This window comes from Pimelobacter simplex (assembly GCF_024662235.1).
Lineage (GTDB): Bacteria > Actinomycetota > Actinomycetes > Propionibacteriales > Nocardioidaceae > Nocardioides.
The window spans coordinates 3,749,632-3,766,276 of sequence record NZ_CP096276.1; the positions used below are offsets into that span (position 1 = coordinate 3,749,632).

Sequence of the window (16,645 nt, forward strand, 5' to 3'; positions counted from 1 at the left end):
ATGGGGCCATGACCAGCGAGTCCGCACCCCGCGAAGAGCCCTACGACGTCGTCCTGCTCATCGAGAAGGCGCTGACCGCCGCCGACGCCGCCCAGGTCCGCTCGCTGCACCTGGAGCTCGACGACGACCCGACCATCGAGGTCTTCTACCACGTGCTGCTGCCGATGGCCGATGCTGCCGCGGCGGTCGAGGCCTCGCTCGGCGTCATCGGCGGCGCCGACATCATCGCGCCCCCGATCACGCCCTCACCGGACGAGATCGACACCCTGCGCGAGGAGTACCGCGACCAGGCCGACCGCGACCTGGCCGCCACCCGCGACGTGCTGCTGGCCACGGGTGCGCACCTCGGGTCGGCGAGCGTCGTCACCGAGCCGCCGGTCGACGCGCTCATCGCCAAGGTCAAGGAGGTCGACGGCCGGGAGTCGATCATCCTGACCCGGCCGCACCTGGTCGCGGAGTTCTTCCACGTCGACTGGACCTCGCGGGCCCGGCGCAAGCTCGGCGTACCGGTGCTGCACCTGCTGGAGCACGAGACCGCCTAGGTCCCCTCGACCCGGTTGCCCTCCGCGTCCCAGTGCTCGGCGACCTTCTTGCTGGGCTGCACCCGCGGCGGCTCCCCCGGCATCTTCGGGTAGTCCGGCGGGAAGTTGAGCTCGCCCGCGCCCTCGGCGACCTGCTGGTCCCACAGGTCCAGCAGCGGCTGGAGCGAGTACGCCGTGTCGTCGATCCCCGCCCACGGGTCGCCGTCGGCGAGGCGCTCGGGGACGGTGAAGAGGTTGTAGCCGCGCGGGTCGGTGACGCCGGCCAGCTCGGCCCAGGTCATCGGGGTCGAGACGGGCGCGCCGGGCAGCGGCCGCAGCGAGTAAGCCGACGCGATCGTCCGGTCGCGGTTGTTCTGGTTGAAGTCGATGAAGATGCGCTCGCCGCGCTCCTCCTTCCACCACGCGGTGGTGACCTGGTCGTCGCGGCGGGCGAGCTCGCGGCCGAGGGCGATGGCGGCGTGGCGGACGTCGGTGAACTCCCAGCGGGGCTCGATCCGGACGTAGACGTGGACGCCGCGGTTGCCGGACGTCTTGGGGAACCCGACCAGACCGAGCTCGCCGAGCAGCTCGTGGGCGACGCCGGCGACGCGCACGGCATCGGAGAACGTCGTGCCGGGCTGCGGGTCGAAGTCGATGCGCAGCTCGTCGGGGTGGTCGACGTCCGCGCGCCGGACCGGCCAGGGGTGGAAGGTGAGGGCGCCCATCTGGGCGCACCAGACCGGGACGGCGATCTCGGTCGGGCAGATCTCCTCGGCGGTACGGCCCGACGGGAAGGTGATCTCGACGGCCTCCAGGTAGTCGGGAGCGCCCTTGGGGACCCGCTTCTGGTAGAAGCCCTCGGCGTCGTTGTCGCGCGGTCCGGTGGCCAGCCGGAAGCCCTCGCGGACCCCCGACGGCCACCGCTCCAGCGCGGTGGGCCGCTCGCGCAGCGCGCGCATCAGAGCGTCGCCGGCCGCGGCGACGTACTCGGCCACCATGAGCTTGGTGACCTCGGGAGTGTGCTCGGTCGCCTCGTAGATCACCCGGTCCGGGCTGGACACCCGGACCTCGCGGTCACCTGCCTGGACCATCGCCGCCGCGGTCTTCGCCATGCGCCGACCCTATGCGGAGTCAGGCCTGGTCGGCGGGTTCGAGCGTCAGGCTGATCGAGTTGATGCAGAACCGGTCGCCGGTCGGCGTGCCGTAGCCGTCGGGGAAGACGTGACCGAGGTGCGAGCCGCAGTTGGCGCAGCGGACCTCGACCCGCTTCATGCCGTGCGAGGTGTCCTCGATGTACTCCACCGTGTCGCTGATCGGCTGGTAGAAGCTCGGCCAGCCGCAGCCGGAGTGGAACTTCGTGTCCGACTCGAACAGCTTGGCCTGGCAGGCCTTGCACCGGTAGACACCGGTGGTCTCGGTGTCGGTGTACTCACCGGTGAAGGCCCGCTCGGTGCCGGCCTGGCGGAGCACCTGGTACTCCTCGGGAGTGAGCTCCGCGCGCCACTCCGCGTCCGTCTTCTCGACCTCGTAACCCATGACACCGAGCGTACTCAGCAGGTCACGCCGCGACCCCCGCGACCGGCATCCCGGCCGCGCGCCAGGCGGCGAAACCGCCGACGACGTCGGTGGCCCGGTCGATGCCGAGGCTGCGGAGGGCGTCCGCGGCGAGCGAGGAGGTGTAGCCCTCCTGGCACAGCACCAGCACCCGCAGGTCGTACGACGCCTCCGGGAGCCGGGCGTCGCTGCGCGGGTCGAAGCGCCACTCCAGCACGTTGCGCTCGACCACGAGGACGGGCAGCCAGGCGGCGACCTCGCCCTCGATCGCGCGCTGGGCGGCGGGGCGGATGTCGACGAGGAGCACCTGGCCGACGGTGACGAGCTCCTGGAAGGCCGCGCGCGGGCTGATCCGGTCGAGGCGGGAGCGGGCGTCGGCCAGGAGGGCGTCCACGCCGTCGTACCGGGCGGGCGCGGGCGCGGCGGCGGGGACGGGGGCCGTGGCGAGGGTGCTCACCACTCCGCCCCGGCCTTCTCGACGCCGAGGGCCTCGAGCCGGTCGCCGTGGAACTTGAACCGGGTCATCGTGTGCAGCCGCGGCGAGTACGCGTGCAGCGAGAGGGCGGGGCCGTCGGTGGCGTTGCGGACGTCGTGCGCGTAGCCGGCGCCGAACGCCTTGCCGTCGCCGGGACCGAGGTCGACGAGCCGCAGCCCGCCGTCGAAGGTGTGCTCGGTGAGCCGGCCCTCGAGGACGGTGAAGGCGCCGGACGACGAGCCGTGGTCGTGCCAGTCGGTGGCGGCACCGGCCGGCCAGGAGATCAGCCAGAGCTCGTAGTCGTCGGTGGTGAGCAGGCGGATCCACGAGCGCTCGTACGGGTCGTGGTCGAGCAGGTGGTGCAGGTCGGGGTCGGCGGCGTGGTTGCGCACGACCTCGAGCAGGGGCAGGACGGCGAGCTGGGTCATGGGGGTTCCTCCGGGAGTGGTCGGTGCTGGATCTGGGGTGCGGATCAACAGCAGCGACAACACAGCCCGGACGCCCGGAGGGTGCCGCGCAGGACTGGGAGGAGACGGGTCATGTCTCCATAGTGGACTAAGTCGATAGACTTTGCAAACGAGGACCGGATCCCGGCGTGGCGGTCAGGCCAGGTCAGGTCAGGTCAGGGCAGCGTGGCCAGCAGCGCGGCGACCTCGACCCGGCGGCCGGTGTAGAACGGCACCTCCTCGCGCACGTGGCGGCGGGTCTCCGAGCCGCGCAGGTGGCGCATCAGGTCGACGATCCGGGTCAGGTCGTCGGCCTCGAAGGCGAGGATCCACTCGTAGTCGCCGAGCGCGAAGCTCGGGACCGTGTTGGCCCGGACGTCGGGGTACCCGCGGGCCATCTGGCCGTGCTCGGCGAGCAGCCGGCGGCGCTCGGCGTCCTCGAGGAGGTACCACTCGTACGAGCGCACGAAGGGGTAGACGGCGGCGTAGGCGTGGGCGCGCTCGTCGGCGAGGAAGGCCGGCAGGTGGCTGCGGTTGAACTCGGCCGGGCGGTGCAGCGCCATCTGGGACCAGACCGGGGCCAGGCGTGCGCCGAAGGCGGTCCGCCGCAGCCGGTGGTAGGCGTCCTGGAGCTGGTCGCTGGTGGCGGCGTGCCACCAGATCATCAGGTCCGCGTCGGCGCGGAGGCCGCCGACGTCGTAGAGGCCGCGGACGACGACGTCCTCGGCGGCGAGGTCGGCCAGGAAGGTCTCGAGCTCGGCCGTCTCCTGCTTGCGGACGACATCGTCGGCGCCGAGCGTCTGCTCGAGCCGGAACACCGACCACATGGTGAAGCGGATGGTGTCGTTGAGCTCGTTGATCTTCGCGGCGTTGGTCTTGAGGTGCGCCTGCGGGTCCTGGTCCGACATGCCTGCCATTGTGCCGCCCGGGTCCTACCGGCCGTAGCCCGCCTCCCGCGCCTTGACGATGGCGTCGGCGCGACCCGTGGCGTGGAGCTTGGCGTAGATCGCCGAGACCGTGTTGCGCACGGTCTTGTTGGAGACGTAGAGCTCGCCGGCGATCTCGTCGTTGCTGCGTCCCGCGGCGATCCGCTGGAGGACGTCGCGCTCGCGCTCGGTGAGCTCGGGGAAGGGTTCGTCCTCGGCGGTGGCGGCGGGGGTGGCGCCGGCGAAGAGGGCGGCGATGCGGGCGGCGAGGCTGGCACCGAAGACCATGCCGCCGGCCGCGGCGGAGCGGATCGCGTGCTGGACCTCGTCGGCGCCCGCGCCCTTGAGCAGGTAGCCGCAGGCACCGGCGCGGATCGCGCTGAGGATCGTGTCGTCGTCCTCGTTCATGGTCAGCATGACCACGCGCAGCGCGGGGTCGCGGCCCGTGAGGAAGCGGGTGGCCTCGATGCCGTCGAGGTGGGGCATCTGGATGTCCATCACGACGAGGTCCGGGGCGGTCTCCTCGACGACGTGCAGGGCCTCGCGGCCGTCGTCGGCCGAGCCGACGACCTCGATCCCGTCGAGCGCGGTGAGGAGCGCGGTGAGGCCGTCGCGGACGATCTGGTGGTCGTCGACCACGACGACACGGATCGGGCTGGTCATGCGGGGCTCCTCAGCGGAAGGCGGGCCCGGACGACGGTGCCGCCGTCCGGGGGTGAGCTGATCGTGGTGGTGCCGCCGAGCTCGGCGGCACGCTCGCGCAGGCTGACCAGGCCGACGCCGGCGGCACGGTCGGCGGAGATGCCGCGGCCGTCGTCGGCGAGCTCGACGACGAGCGTGTCGTCGGTGACGGCGAGGCCGAGCCGGGCCTGGGAGGCGGCGGCGTGACGGGCGACGTTGGTCAGCGCCTCCCCCACGATCCGGTACGCCGCGACCTCGACCGCGGCGGGCAGCCGGAGGTCGTCGGGCGCCACCACGTCGAGCGGTACGTCGAGCGACTCGGCCTGCTGGCGCAGCGCACCCACCAGACCACGGTCGTCCAGGGCGGGCGGACGCAGGTCGTGCACGAGCCGGCGTACGTCGGCCACGACCTCCTGCACCTGGGCGCTCACCGTCTCGACCTGGTCCCGGGCGCGGGCCGGGTCGCGCTCGACGGTCATCCGGGCGGCCTCGAGCTGGAAGACGATGCCGCTGAGCGCGGGGCCGAGCCCGTCGTGGAGGTCGCGGCGGATCCGGCGGCGCTCCTCCTCCCGAGCGGTGACGAGCCGCTCGCGGCTGCGCTGGACCTCCTCGGCGAGCTGGCTGGTGCGGGCCGCGGTGGCGGCCTGGCGGACCAGGTCGCCGAGCAGCTCCTCGTCGCGCACGCTCAGCCGGCTGCGCAGCCCGCGGGCGGGCAGCACGAGGCGGCCGATGGTGACGTCGCGGTAGGTGATCGGGAGGGTGCGCACCTGCGCCGGGCGCTCGCCGTACGTCGTGACGAGGCGCTCGCCGTGACCGCGGTCGACCTCGACGCTGACGAAGGGGACGCCGAACGCCGAGGCGACCGCGCGGGCGACGGCGCTGAGCTGCTCGGTGCTGTCGTCGGTGGTCTCGAGGGTGGAGGCGAGGCCGGCCACGGCGTCGTACCGGTTGCCGCGCTCGCCGAGCATCAGCCGTCGTACGGCGGCGGAGAGGCGGCTGCGCAGGGGTCCGTAGAGCAGGACCGCGACGAGCAGCACGACGGTGACGACCTGGGCCTGGGTGAGCGCGTCGTCGAGGACGAGGGTGAGCAGGCCGAGCACGGCGGCGTCGGCGAGGACGAGGACGGTGACCAGCGCGGCGAGGACGAGGGTGCGGCTGAGCAGGTCCTGGATCGAGACCAGCTGGGGGCGCACGATGGCGACCGTCATCGCGGCCGGCGGCAGCACGGTGGCGAGGAAGGCGCCGGTGTAGTCGGCGCCCGGGACCTCGGCGACGACGGTGACGACGATCGAGACGACGATGACCAGGACGCTCCACAGCAGCCAGCGCATCCGGTCGCGCATCAGGCCCTCGGAGCGGCGGTAGCGCACGACCACGGTGAGCAGCGAGAAGAAGAAGCCGACCACCCCGAGCGTGATGCCGAGCGAGACCAGCTCCGGGCCGTGGCCGGCGAAGGCGTGGATGGTGGTCGGGTCCTGGTCGACGCCGGGGGGCAGCATCCCGGAGCGCTGCTCGTCCTCGGCGGGGGCGACGATGATCAGCAGCCCGCTGAGACCGAGCACGCCGACCGCGCACCAGGAGGCCGGCGTCCAGCGCCCGGGCAGGAAGCGACCGGTCGGGAAGACGAGCAGGAGCACCGCGACCACCGAGGTCAGGTACGACGCGAAGCGGTCGAGGAACCACAGCATGAACGTCATGCCCGGCCAGGCGTGGTCGGCGGTCAGCCCGGCGTGGACGTAGCTCTGCGAGAAGCCGTCGAGTGCCCAGAACAGGCCGAAGAGGGCGAGCACCCAGCCGAAGCGCTGCTTGCGGTCGTGGCACAGGATCACCGAGGCGAGGGCGCCGAGCACGACGCCGTCCACGACCCAGGGCCAGCCCGGGCCGCCGGCGATGTCGACCCCCGGACCGCGGTCGGGGGCGCCCATGTCGATCCACGCGGCGACGGGGAGCAGCACGACGCAGAGGGCCGGGATGACGAGCACGCCCGCGACCTGGAGGCCGCGGGGGCGCGCGTCGTCGTACCGGGGCTCGGGCTGCACCGGCACATTGTGCCGCCGGTCCGGCCCCCCACAGGCCGGACCGGCGGATTTCCTCACTCGGCTCACGCGCGGCCGCGGTAGGCCTTGTCCCCGGCCAGGAAGCCGAGCGCGATCACGATGAGGCCGAGCGGACCGGTCATCCCGGCCATGTACTGCAGCGGCGAGATGCCGAGCAGGAGGGTGAGGCCGCCGCCGAGCAGGCCGACCAGCCCCATCCAGCGCGGGACGCCGCCCCGGCGCGCGGCCGCGAACAGCGTGATCCCGGACAGCCCGAGCAGCCCCCAGCACCACGGGATGGTGCCGAGCCAGTGGTTGAACATCGCGGCGTTCTCGGGGGCGACGATGCCCGGCTCGCTCGCGGCGAAGATGAACTCGGTGTCGAGCCCCGACCCGACGACCAGCATGATCGCGGTGACGAGGACGCCGGAGAACGCAACGAGCGGCAGCACGCTGTCCGCCCCCGTCGTCGCCCGCAGCCGGCGGAACAGCCCCGCCGCGAAGATGATCATGAGCACCGCGCCGACCATCGCGAACAGGTGGAAGGCGACCATCTGCGGCACCTGGTCACCGAGCTTGTCGGCGATCGCCGGGGCGTCGCCCTGGAGCTTCTCGTCGTACACGGCGTCGACCATGGAGGTCGACACGACGACACCGAGGCCGGCGATCCCGGCGCCGAGCCCGGCCAGCGCCCACCGCGTCGGCGGGGAGGTGGCCGGCCGGTCGCCCGGTTCTGCGCGGTCGAGGGCGGTCGGGGGAACATGCGTCTGTGCGGTCATGGGAGCACCGTGCCGGGCCGGTTGTCCCGCGGGACAGGGACAACCCGGCACACCTCCCAGGACCGCCGAAGGAGCACGTTCCGGCGGCCGAAGTCGCACAGTTGGCCCCCCGAAGTCGCACGGTTGGCCCGCCGAGGTCGCGGGGTTCAGGCGCCGAGAGCGCAGGGTTCACCCCTCGAGGACGCAGGGTGGGTGCTCTGGCAGGCTGGACCCGTGAGCCGAGCGGTGGTCGTGGGTGCCGGGATCGCGGGTCTGACGGCGGCGCGGGATCTCGCCGCCGCGGGGCACGACGTACTCGTGCTGGAGGCGACCGACCGGGCCGGGGGCAAGCTGCGCTCCGCGGAGGTCGCGGGGGCGACGGTCGACGTCGGTGCCGAGGCGATGCTGTACCGGCGTCCCGAGGGGATCGCGCTGGCGGATGCGCTGGGCCTCCCGCTGGTCCACCCGACGGCGGCGAGCTCGCGGGTGTGGACCCGCGAGGCACTGCGCCGGCTGCCGCGCACGGTGATGGGCGCGCCGGTCGACCTCGACGAGCTGGCGGCGTCCGGGATCCTCTCGGCCGAGGGCATGAGTCGCGCTTCGGACCAGCAACTGCCGCACTTCGTCCCAGGGGGTGACATCGCGGTCGGCGACCTCGTCGCCCAGAGGTACGGCGACGAGGTGGTCGATCGTCTCGTCGAGCCCCTCCTCGGCGGTGTGTACGCCGGCCAGGCCCGCCGCATCTCCACCCGCTCCGCCGCGCCCCAGCTCCTCGACCTCCTCGTCCGCGACGAGGTCGTGCTGCCACCGCCGCCGGCCGAGGCGCCGCCCGTGTTCGCCGCCGTCGACGGCGGGATGTGGCGGCTGCCCGCCGCGCTCGCCGAGGACGTGGCCGGGCGGCCCGGCTGCGCGATCCGGTACGACGCCCCGGTGACCGCGATCCGCCGTACCGGCGCGGGTTTCGTGGTCGCCACCCCCGGCGGCGACGAGGCCGCCGACCTGCTCGTGCTGGCCACGCCCGCCGCGCCGACCGCCCGGCTGCTCGGTGACATCGCGCCCGCCGCGGCGGAGGAGCTGGCGGCGATCGAGTACGCGTCGGTCGCGCTCGCGACGTTCGCCTTCCGCGCCGACGACCCCGCGGTGGCGGAGGCGCTCGACGTCGGGGCTTCCGGCTTCCTGGTGCCGCCGGTCGACGGGCGCCGGGTCAAGGCGGCGACGTTCTCGTTCGCCAAGTGGGAGTGGGTACGCCGGACCGGCGCCGGGCTGCTGGTGCTGCGCACCTCGCTGGGGCGCTACGGCGAGGCCGACGTCCTGCAGGTGCCCGACGCCGAGCTCGTCGCGGCCTCGCGCGCCGACCTCGCGGCGGCGACCGGGCTGCCGCTCGCCGTACCGGCGGAGGACGTCGTGGTGCAGCGCTGGGGCGGCGGACTGCCGCAGTACTGGGTCGGTCACGCCGACCGCGTCGCCCGGATCCGTACGGCGGTCGCCGCCGTCCCGGGGCTCGCCGTGTGCGGCGCTGCGTACGACGGCGTCGGCATCCCGGCCACCATCGCCTCGGCCCGCGCGGCCGCGGCTCTGCTGCCGTAGGGAACCGCACCACCGGCGGGCGCGTCGGACCCGCATGAAGCAGACCCGCTCCCGACTGACCCTCGCCCTCGCCGGTGCGGCCGCCGTGGTCTCGCTGGCCGCCTGCGCCGGTTCCGGCGGCGACTCCGACAGCGCCGACGCCGACGGGTCCAGCGGCGGCCGCGCCGCCGTCGCCGCGACCCGGGACGCGCCGGAGGCCGGCGACCTGGGCACGCTGAGCAAGCAGGAGTCCGCCGCCGACGCCGATCCGGCGGCCGGCGCCCCCGCGAGCCCCGGTCAGCAGGACGAAGCCACGACGCCCGCGGTGATCTCGACCGGCACCGTGTCCCTGGAGGACAAGGACGTCGCGCGGACCCGGCTGGAGGTCCGCAAGATCGTCGACCGCTTCCGCGGCTCGGTGAGCGAGCAGGAGACGGTGACCGGCGACAAGGGCGAGGTCGCCTCGGCGCGGCTGGTGCTGCGGGTCCCGGCGGCCCAGTTCGACGAGGTGGTCACCGCGCTCGAGGACGTCGCGACGCTGACCGACTCGAGCACGAGCTCGGAGGACGTGACCGGCGAGGTCGTCGACGTCGAGGCGCGGATCCGCGCGCAGCGCAAGAGCGTCGAGCGGATCGAGACGCTCCTGGCCCGCGCCGAGACGATCGAGCAGGTGGTCGCGGTCGAGACCCAGCTGGCCCGCCGCCAGGCCGACCTCGACGCCCTGGTGTCGCGGCAGAAGTGGCTGGCGGACCAGACCGGGATGTCGACGGTGAGCGTCTACATCCAGCAGCCGGCGCAGAAGGACGACGACGGCGACGACGACAAGGGCGGCTTCCTCGGCGGCCTGGAGCGCGGCTGGGACGCCTTCGTCGACGGGCTCGGCGGCGCCGCCCTGGTGCTCGGGTTCGCGCTCCCCTGGCTCATCGTGCTCGCGCTGCTGGGCGCTCCGCTGGCGTGGGCACTGCGGCGGCGTGCCGGCCGCCGGCCGGCCGGACCGACGGCCCCGACGGACCCGACGCCCCCGCCGACGAGCCCTCCCGCGGCGGCGACACCGTGAGGTCCCGGGCGCGGGTCTCGGGCAGCAGCGCCATGCAGGTCAGGCTGAGCAGCGCGACCGCGACGTTGTAGCCGGCGACGAGCCACAACGAGTCCCCACCGAGGGTGACGAGCCAGGCCGCGATGAGCGGGGTCAGTCCGGACGCCACGACGCCGGAGAGCTGGTAGAGCGCGCTCAGCGCCGAGTAGCGGTAGCGGGTGTCGAAGAGCTCGCTCCAGAACGCGGCGAGCGGACCGTAGACGGTGCCGTAGACCAGGCCCAACCCGCCGATGAAGGCCGCGCTGACGGCGAGACCGCCGCCCGACTGCACGGCGGCCGCGACCGGGAACGCCAGGGCCAGCCCCAGCAGGGCGCCGATCCGGTAGACGGGCTTGCGGCCGAACCGGTCGCTCAGCGCCCCGGACACCAGCGTCAGCACGACGCCGAGCACCGCACCGACCATGATCGCGTTGAGCACGAGCGACTTCGCGACGCCGACGGTGTTGACGGCGTACGCCAGCAGGAACACCGAGTAGAGGTTGAACGTGAAGCCCTCGACGAAGCGGGTGCCCATGCCGAGCAGCAGCGTGCGCGGCTGGTTGCGGAACAGCTCGCGCACCGGCATCGCGCTGACCTCCTTGCGCTGCTGCACCTCGCGGAAGGCGGGGGTCTCCATCACCGACAGCCGGATCCAGGCCCCGATCGCGAGCAGCACGATGCTCAGCAGGAAGCACACCCGCCAGCCCCACGCGAGGAACTGCTCCTCGGGCAGTCGGCTGGCCAGCGCGAACGCGCCGGACGCGAGGAACAGCCCGCCCGGGACGCCGATGTGCGCGAAGCTGCCGAAGAAGCCCCGTCGCTCCGGCGGCGCGAACTCGACGGCGAGGAGCACGGCGCCGCCGTACTCGCCGCCGACGCCGATGCCCTGGAGGATCCGCAGCACGACGAGCAGGATCGGCGCGAGCACCCCGATGCTGTCGTACGACGGCAGCAGGCCGATGAGTGCGGTCCCGGCGCCCATGATGCCGAGGGTCCAGATCAGCATCGCCTTGCGGCCGATCCGGTCACCGAAGTGGCCGAAGACCAGCCCGCCCACCGGGCGGGCGAGGAAGCCCACGGCGAAGGTGCCGAAGGCCGCGAAGGTCGCCGCGGTGCCGCTGAGGCCGTTGAAGTAGAGCTTGTCGAAGACCAGTCCCGCGGCGGTGCCGTAGAGGAAGAAGTCGTACCACTCGATCGTCGCTCCGACCGCGGCCGCGAGCGCGACCCGGCGCGGGGAGGGTCCCGCCGCGCTCACGCGGCGAGGAGGCGGTCGACGACGGGGCGGGCCCGGCCGAGCCAGTCGGCGTAGGCCGCGGGATCGTCGTGCGCCCGGTCGAGGACGTACAGCCCACCCGCCGGTACGACGGCGCCCAGGTGCGTCAGCAGCGGCGCCAGCCCGAGCTCGGGCGCGAGCGCGTGGGCCGGTCCCGCCCCGAGCATGAGCGGGACGGCGACCCCGCCGAGCTGCCCGACCGCGAACCGGTCGAGGAACAGCTTGAGCAGCCCCGTGTACGTCGCCTTGTAGGTCGGGCACGCGACGACGACCAGCCGCGCCCGCCCCACCTGCGCGACGAGGTCGTCGACGGCCGGGTCGGTCCAGTCGATCAGCGCGGCGCCGAGGGTGGCCAGGTCGACGACGAGGTCCGGCTCGGCACCGACGAGCTCGCGGTGCAGGTGGAGTGCCGCGGACAGCGTGCGGCTCGCTGCCTTGGGGTTGCCGACCAGGACCGCGGTGCTCATCGCCCGACGGCCCCGAACGGCACGGAGGCGCTGACCCGGCGGCGCGGGCCGTCGTACTTCCACAGGCCGCGGTCGGCGAGGATCGGCAGCACGCCCTCGCCGAACCAGTAGGCGCCCTCGAGGTGCGGGTAGGCCGAGAGCACGAACTCGGAGAGGCCGAGGTCGGCGTACTCGGCGATCCGGTCGGCGACCTGTTCGTGGCTGCCGACGAGCGCGGTGCCGGCCCCGCCGCGGACCAGGCCGACGCCGGCCCAGACGTTGGGGTAGATCTCCAGGTCGGCGGTGCTGCCGCTGTGCAGGTCGAGCATCCGGCGCTGGCCCTCGGACTCGCTGCGGCGCAGGCCCTCCTGGACCTTCGCGATCGCGGCGGGGTCGATCCCGGCGAGCAGCCGGTCGGCCTCGGCCCAGGCCTCCTCGGCGGTGTCACGGGTGATGACGTGCATCCGGATGCCGAACCGGATCGGGCGGGCGTCGAGGTCGCGGCCGCTCTCGGCGGCGAGCCTGCGGACCCACGCGATCTTCTCGGCCACGGCCTGCGGCGGCTCGCCCCAGGTCAGGTAGACGTCGGCGTGCTCGGCGGCGACGAGGCCGGCCGCGGGCGAGGAGCCGCCGAAGTAGATGTCCGGCACCGGGTCGGGGATCTGGCCGAGCTTGGCGGCCTCGACCGAGAGGTGCTTGCCGGTGAAGTCGACGGTCTCGCCGGTCCAGAGGCGGCGCACGATCTCGAGGAACTCCCCGCAGCGCTCGTAGCGCTCGTCCTTGTCGAGGAAGTCGCCGAACATCCGCTGCTCGTGGCTCTCGCCGCCGGTGACGACGTTGAGCAGGAGCCGTCCGTCGGAGAGGTTCTGGAAGGTCGCCGCCATCTGCGCGGCGAGGTAGGGCGCGACGATGCCGGGCCGGAACGCGACGAGGAACTTCAGCCGCTCGCTGGTCTGGCTGAGCATCGCGGTGGTCAGCCAGGCGTCCTCGCACCACGCGCCGGTCGGGGTGAGCGCCGCCTCGAAGCCGTTGTCCTCGGCCGCCCGGGCGACCTGGGTCAGGTACGCCACGTCCGCAGGACGCCCGGCCTGGCCGGGGTTGACGCCGTGACCGCCGCCGACGACGTGCCGGCCGTCGCCACCGTTGGTGGGCAGGAACCAGTGGAACTTCAGGGACATGCGCTCTACTTCCTAGATCTGGCCGTGGTTGGGCGGCAGGGTGCCGTCGATGGCGTGCCGGCCGAGGTGGTGGACCTTCCACGCCGCCGGGTCGTGCAGGGTGTGGGTACGGGCGTTGCGCCAGTGCCGGTCGAGGTCGAGCGAGGCGATGGCCGAACGGGTGCCGGCGACCTCGAAGAGGCGGCTGCCCGCGTCGACCGCGGCGGCGGTGGTCGAGGCCCGGGCCGCGGCGACGGCGAGGCTGGCCTCGGCGGCGCTCTGCGCGGTGAGCCGGGCGCGGGCCCGGTCGACGGCGCGACCGGCCTCGGCGACGAGTGCCTCGGCGGCCCGGACCTGGAGCTCGACCTCGCCGAACGCCTGGACGACGAGCGGGTCGTCGGCCGCGCGCTCGGTGCCGTAGTGCGCCATGGCGTCGGGGTAGGGCCGGCTCTTGGTGGTCACGAACGTCCCCGCCTCCCGTACGGCGGCGCGCGCGATGCCGGCATCGATCGCGGCGTGGAGCAGCTGGGCGAAGGCGCCGTACACCTGGGGGCGCTCGAAGGTCAGGTGGTACGGCATCACCCGGTCACCGGCGACCCGGACCCGGCGCAGCCGGACCGTGCCGCTGGCGGTCACCCGCTGGCCGAGGCCGTCCCAGTCGTCGACGACGGCGACGCCGTCGGCGTCCCGCTCGACCCAGGCGACGTGGAGCGGGCCGTCGTCGTCCAGGTGCGCCAGGACGGGGATCCAGTGCGCGAAGAGGGCACCGGTGGCGTACCCCTTGTCGCCCTCCAGCAGCCAGTCGCCGCGGCGCTCCGGGTCGGGGCGCAGCGTGGTCGCGTGGTCGCGGACGTGGCGGCTGCGGATCTCGGACTGCGCGTTGCCGAAGCGCTTGCCGGCCAGGACCTCGCCGAGCAGGTGCTCCTGCAGCGAGGGACTCCCCTGCTCGACCAGCGCGGCGACGTAGACGAAGTGGCTGTGCGGGATCTGCGCGAGGTTCGGGTCGCCGGTCGCGATGAGCCGCACCACCTCCGCCAGCACCTCGGCCCCGAGACCCGCGCCGCCGTGCGCGACCGGCACGGTGATGGCGAGCAGGCCGGACGCCGAGAGCTCCTCGACCTCCGCGACCGGGAGGATCCGCTCCCGGTCGCGGACGGCGGCGCCCCGGGCGAAGCGCGCGGCCAGGTCGGTGGCCGTCGCGATCGCCGAGTCGGCGGTGTGCCCGGTGCGGTGGGTGGGTGCGGCGATCGTCATCCGACGCGCTCCAGCTCGGCCGCCTCCAGCTCGCGCACCAGGGGCAGCACCTCGCGGCCGAAGTACTCGACGTCCTCGAGGTAGTGCAGGAAGCCCAGCAGGAACAGGTTCACGCCGCGCTTCTTGTACTCGATCATCCGGGTGGCGATCTGCTCGGGCGTGCCGATCAGGCCGGTCCGGAAGCCGTCGTTGTACTGCACGAGGTCGGCGAACTCGGAGTCCTGCCACATGCCCTTCTTGTCGCCGGTCGACTGACCGGCCTGCTTGACCGCGGCGCCGAAGCCCTCGACCGCCTCGCGGTCGGCCTTGTCGACGATCTCGCGCAGCACGTCGCGGGCCTCGGCCTCGGTGTCGCGGCCGATGAAGAAGCCGTTGAGCCCGAACTTCACCGTGCGCCCGTGCACGGTCGCGACGTCGGTGACGTCCTGGATCTGCTCGGAGATGCCCTCGGGGGTGTTGCCGTTGGCGAAGTACCAGTCGGAGACCCGGCCGGCCATGCCGCGGGCGTCCGTGGAGTTGCCGCCCTGGAAGATCTCCGGGTGCGGGCGGCCCTCGACGGCGACCGGCTTGGGCTTGAGGTCGAAGTCGTGGAGCCGGTAGAAGTCGCCGTTGAGCTCGGCCTGCTCGGAGGTCCAGATCTCGCGGACGTAGCGGATGAACTCCTCGGCCCGGCGGTAGCGCTCGCCGTGCTCGAGCCACGGCTCGCCGAGCTTGGTGAACTCGTCCTTGAACCAGCCGCTGACGACGTTGACGGCGGCCCGGCCGCCGGAGATCTGGTCGGCCGTGGCGAGCAGCTTGGCGAGCACTCCGGGCTGCCACAGGCCGGGGTGCACCGCGGCGATCACCTTGAGCCGCTCGGTCGCGAGCAGCAGCGCGAGGCTGAAGCTCGTCGACTCGTGCTGGTACGCCGCGCCGTACGACGCGATGTAGCGCACCTGCGTGAGGGCGTACTCGAAGCCGTTGTTCTCGGCGAGACGGGCGAGCCGGACGTTGTAGTCATAGCTCCAGTCGGTGCGCTGCTCGATCTTGCTCACCACGAGTCCCCCGCTGACGTTGGGCACCCAGTAGGCGAACTTGAGCGGTTCGGCGAAGGCCTCGATGTCGAAGGGCTGCTGGTCGGTCATGGCTGTCTCCGGTGGATAAGTCGAGTAGTTCAATAGACATTAGCGGATAGACGCGGGCACGCAAGACGGAGCGGGGCCGCCGGTCCCGTGGAACCGACGACCCCGCGATAGGCAGGACCTCTCACCCTGCGCTCGCGCCCGCCTCCGCGCCGGGGCGCGCGGTGCGGCCGATCGCCCAGGCGTACGGCGGCGGGGTGCCGTTGACGAGGTGCCCGCCGACCACGCGGGCCTTGAGGATCCGCGGGTTGTGCGAGGCCACCGTGCGCGCGTTGCGCCAGTGCCGGTCCAGGCCGGTCGAGCGCGCGGTGCCCGAGGCGCCGAGGGTGTCGAACAGCGCCGAGGTCAGCCCGAGCACCAGGTCGGTGACCACGACCTGCGCCTGGGAGGACTCGATCTCGGCGGCCTCGTTGGCCGCTGCCACCCGCTCCGGCTCGCCGGACGCGACCGGCGCCAGGTCGGCGACGGCCTGCACGGCACCGGCGACCCGGAGCGTGGCCGCCTCGGCGGCGTACACGGCGGCGGAGGCCTCGCCGATCCGGGCCAGCACCTGCGGGTCGTCGCGCACCCGCGCGGCGTTGGCGTGGGAGTAGTTGCGCTCCCGCTCGCGCACCCGGGTGGCGAAGTCGTGCAGCGCCGCCTTGCCGATGCCGGTCAGCACGGCGAGCAGGTTGAGCTGGTAGAGCGCGGTCTGGAACGGGAAGCGCTCCCCGAAGGCCAGCACGTGCTCGGCCGGCACCGGCGCGGCGGCGAAGGTCGTCGTCCCGCTGCCGGAGCCGCGCTGGCCGAAGCCGTCCCAGTCGTCGGAGACGGTGACCTCGGGGTCGCGGGTGTCGACGAGCGCGATCGCGAAGTCCGGCTCGTGACCGGGGCGCTCGCGGCGCACGTAGACGTCGGCCCACTCGGCGTAGATCGTGCCGGTCGTGTAGAACTTGCTGCCGCTGAGCAGGTAGCTCCCGTCGCGCTGCCCGGTCAGCACGGTCTGCTGGGTGTCGATCGCCGTCGCGCCGACCTCGGACCAGGCGTTGCCGGCGATCTCGCCGGCCGCGAACCGCTCGAACCACACCCGCTGGTCGGCGCCCTGCGCGTGCTGCCAGAGCCGGTCCTCGACCAGCGCGGCGTGCCCGCGCAGGGCCTGGGGCAGGTTGCTGTCTGCGGCCGCGAGGTCGATCCAGAGCTGCGTGAGCTCGGGTATCGAGGCCCCGCGGCCGCCGTACTGGGTCGGGACGCGGAGCGCCCCGAAGCCGGCCTCCTTGAGCCGGCGCACCTCCTGGTCGGGCAGGACGTCGTCCAGCTCGCGCTGGAGCGCGCCGGCGCCGATCTCGGCGAAGAGCTCAGAGAAGGTCATCGCGGGCC

16 protein-coding genes and 1 pseudogene are annotated in these 16,645 nt (G+C 73.5%); 3 read left to right on the forward strand and 14 right to left on the reverse strand.

All coding sequences use genetic code 11. The features are described 5' to 3' along the window. The first annotated feature begins 8 nt into the window (after positions 1-8). Positions 9-542 (forward strand): hypothetical protein, encoded by a 534-nt coding sequence (locus M0M48_RS18485; RefSeq protein WP_215814481.1) that lies wholly within the window; start codon positions 9-11, stop codon positions 540-542. Here M0M48_RS18485 and M0M48_RS18490 read toward each other — a convergent pair. The 8 genes from M0M48_RS18490 to M0M48_RS18525 all read right to left on the reverse strand — a co-directional run bounded on the left by M0M48_RS18490 (position 539) and on the right by M0M48_RS18525 (position 7,418). After that, positions 539-1,633 (reverse strand): DNA polymerase domain-containing protein, encoded by a 1,095-nt coding sequence (locus tag M0M48_RS18490; RefSeq protein WP_257752243.1) that lies wholly within the window; start codon positions 1,631-1,633, stop codon positions 539-541. The two genes, M0M48_RS18485 and M0M48_RS18490, sit on opposite strands and share 4 nt — an antisense overlap. Positions 1,634-1,652: 19 nt before the next feature. Continuing rightward, the gene (gene msrB / locus M0M48_RS18495) at positions 1,653-2,057 is read right to left on the reverse strand and encodes a peptide-methionine (R)-S-oxide reductase MsrB (RefSeq protein WP_215814479.1); all 405 of its coding nucleotides are present in this window, start codon (positions 2,055-2,057) and stop codon (positions 1,653-1,655) included. A 22-nt stretch (positions 2,058-2,079) separates the two neighbouring features. Continuing rightward, entirely contained in the window at positions 2,080-2,532 is a 453-nt protein-coding gene (locus M0M48_RS18500; protein ID WP_257752244.1) for a rhodanese-like domain-containing protein, read from the reverse strand. Next, positions 2,529-2,978: a cysteine dioxygenase gene (locus M0M48_RS18505; protein WP_257752245.1), complete on the reverse strand. Its 450-nt coding sequence runs from the start codon at positions 2,976-2,978 to the stop codon at positions 2,529-2,531. The genes M0M48_RS18500 and M0M48_RS18505 overlap by 4 nt, the downstream gene beginning before the upstream one ends. A 194-nt stretch (positions 2,979-3,172) precedes the next feature. Then, the gene (gene hemQ, locus M0M48_RS18510; RefSeq protein ID WP_257752246.1) at positions 3,173-3,904 is read right to left on the reverse strand and encodes a hydrogen peroxide-dependent heme synthase; all 732 of its coding nucleotides are present in this window, start codon (positions 3,902-3,904) and stop codon (positions 3,173-3,175) included. A gap of 24 nt (positions 3,905-3,928) precedes the next feature. After that, the gene (locus M0M48_RS18515) at positions 3,929-4,585 is read right to left on the reverse strand and encodes a response regulator transcription factor (RefSeq protein ID WP_257752247.1); all 657 of its coding nucleotides are present in this window, start codon (positions 4,583-4,585) and stop codon (positions 3,929-3,931) included. Next, positions 4,582-6,642, reverse strand: coding sequence for a sensor histidine kinase (locus M0M48_RS18520; RefSeq protein ID WP_257752248.1), 2,061 nt, complete (start codon positions 6,640-6,642; stop codon positions 4,582-4,584). Before M0M48_RS18520 ends, M0M48_RS18515 begins: the two co-directional genes overlap by 4 nt. A 62-nt stretch (positions 6,643-6,704) precedes the next feature. Next, positions 6,705-7,418 (reverse strand): hypothetical protein, encoded by a 714-nt coding sequence (locus M0M48_RS18525; RefSeq protein ID WP_215814474.1) that lies wholly within the window; start codon positions 7,416-7,418, stop codon positions 6,705-6,707. A gap of 213 nt (positions 7,419-7,631) precedes the next feature. Between M0M48_RS18525 and M0M48_RS18530 the strand changes: the two genes are divergently transcribed. Both M0M48_RS18530 and M0M48_RS30890 read left to right on the forward strand, forming a co-directional pair. Continuing rightward, on the forward strand, positions 7,632-8,984 hold the full coding sequence (locus M0M48_RS18530; RefSeq protein WP_257752249.1) for a protoporphyrinogen/coproporphyrinogen oxidase: 1,353 nt from the start codon (positions 7,632-7,634) through the stop codon (positions 8,982-8,984). Positions 8,985-9,018: 34 nt separating this feature from the next. Beyond that, the gene (locus M0M48_RS30890; RefSeq protein WP_308220325.1) at positions 9,019-10,020 is read left to right on the forward strand and encodes a DUF4349 domain-containing protein; all 1,002 of its coding nucleotides are present in this window, start codon (positions 9,019-9,021) and stop codon (positions 10,018-10,020) included. A 10-nt stretch (positions 10,021-10,030) separates the two neighbouring features. On the opposite strand, the pseudogene M0M48_RS18540 reads toward M0M48_RS30890, so the two are convergent. The 6 genes and pseudogenes from M0M48_RS18540 to M0M48_RS18565 all read right to left on the reverse strand — a co-directional run. Further along, positions 10,031-11,293, reverse strand: a pseudogene (locus M0M48_RS18540) (MFS transporter); the annotation flags it as partial. Further along, positions 11,290-11,778, reverse strand: coding sequence for an NAD(P)H-dependent oxidoreductase (locus M0M48_RS18545; RefSeq protein ID WP_215814471.1), 489 nt, complete (start codon positions 11,776-11,778; stop codon positions 11,290-11,292). The pseudogene M0M48_RS18540 and the gene M0M48_RS18545, both read right to left, overlap by 4 nt. Further along, the gene (locus M0M48_RS18550) at positions 11,775-12,935 is read right to left on the reverse strand and encodes an LLM class flavin-dependent oxidoreductase (RefSeq protein WP_215814470.1); all 1,161 of its coding nucleotides are present in this window, start codon (positions 12,933-12,935) and stop codon (positions 11,775-11,777) included. The genes M0M48_RS18545 and M0M48_RS18550 overlap by 4 nt, the downstream gene beginning before the upstream one ends. A 12-nt stretch (positions 12,936-12,947) precedes the next feature. Beyond that, a complete protein-coding gene (locus tag M0M48_RS18555; protein ID WP_257752251.1) occupies positions 12,948-14,168 on the reverse strand; it encodes an SfnB family sulfur acquisition oxidoreductase in 1,221 nt (406 codons plus the stop codon). Then, the gene (gene sfnG / locus M0M48_RS18560) at positions 14,165-15,292 is read right to left on the reverse strand and encodes a dimethylsulfone monooxygenase SfnG (RefSeq protein ID WP_257752252.1); all 1,128 of its coding nucleotides are present in this window, start codon (positions 15,290-15,292) and stop codon (positions 14,165-14,167) included. The genes M0M48_RS18555 and sfnG overlap by 4 nt, the downstream gene beginning before the upstream one ends. 121 nt (positions 15,293-15,413) lie before the next feature. After that, the gene (locus tag M0M48_RS18565; protein WP_257752253.1) at positions 15,414-16,637 is read right to left on the reverse strand and encodes an acyl-CoA dehydrogenase family protein; all 1,224 of its coding nucleotides are present in this window, start codon (positions 16,635-16,637) and stop codon (positions 15,414-15,416) included. Between the last annotated feature and the right edge of the window lie 8 nt (positions 16,638-16,645).